General features: G+C 61.3%; 1 protein-coding gene. It reads right to left on the reverse strand.

Features of this window, described 5'->3' with window-relative positions:
• Nucleotides 1-54 precede the first annotated feature (54 nt).
• Nucleotides 55-403: sorbosone dehydrogenase family protein (locus tag I6F36_RS39235; RefSeq protein WP_369424458.1), on the reverse strand; the 349-nt coding region annotated here is incomplete at its 5' end.

The raw sequence follows: 403 nt of genomic DNA on the forward strand, positions 1-403 counted from the left end.
AACAAAGAGGCTGCGGCCGCCATCCGGCCACCGCAGCCTCCCATCGTTATCGTGTCACTTCTTGCTGTAGCTGATGCGATAGATCGCACCGGCCCAGTCGTCGGCAACGAGGATCGAGCCGTCCTTGTCGAGGAGGATGTCGGCGGGACGGCCGAGATAGTTCTGGTCGCCTTCGATCCAGCCGGAGGCGAACACTTCCTGCTTGGCGTTCTTGCCGTCGGGACCGACGATCACGCGCACGATGCGCGCGCCCTGATACTTGTGCCTGTTCCAGGAGCCATGCTCGGCGATCAGGATGTTATTCTTGTAGTCGGCGGGAAATTGATTGCCGGTGTAGAACTTCATGCCGAGCGGCGCGACATGGGCCCCTAGGTTGAGCACGGGCGGCGTGAATTCCGAACAC

The sequence above is a fragment of the Bradyrhizobium sp. BRP19 genome, from assembly GCF_020194195.1.
GTDB classification, from domain to species: domain Bacteria; phylum Pseudomonadota; class Alphaproteobacteria; order Rhizobiales; family Xanthobacteraceae; genus Bradyrhizobium; species Bradyrhizobium yuanmingense.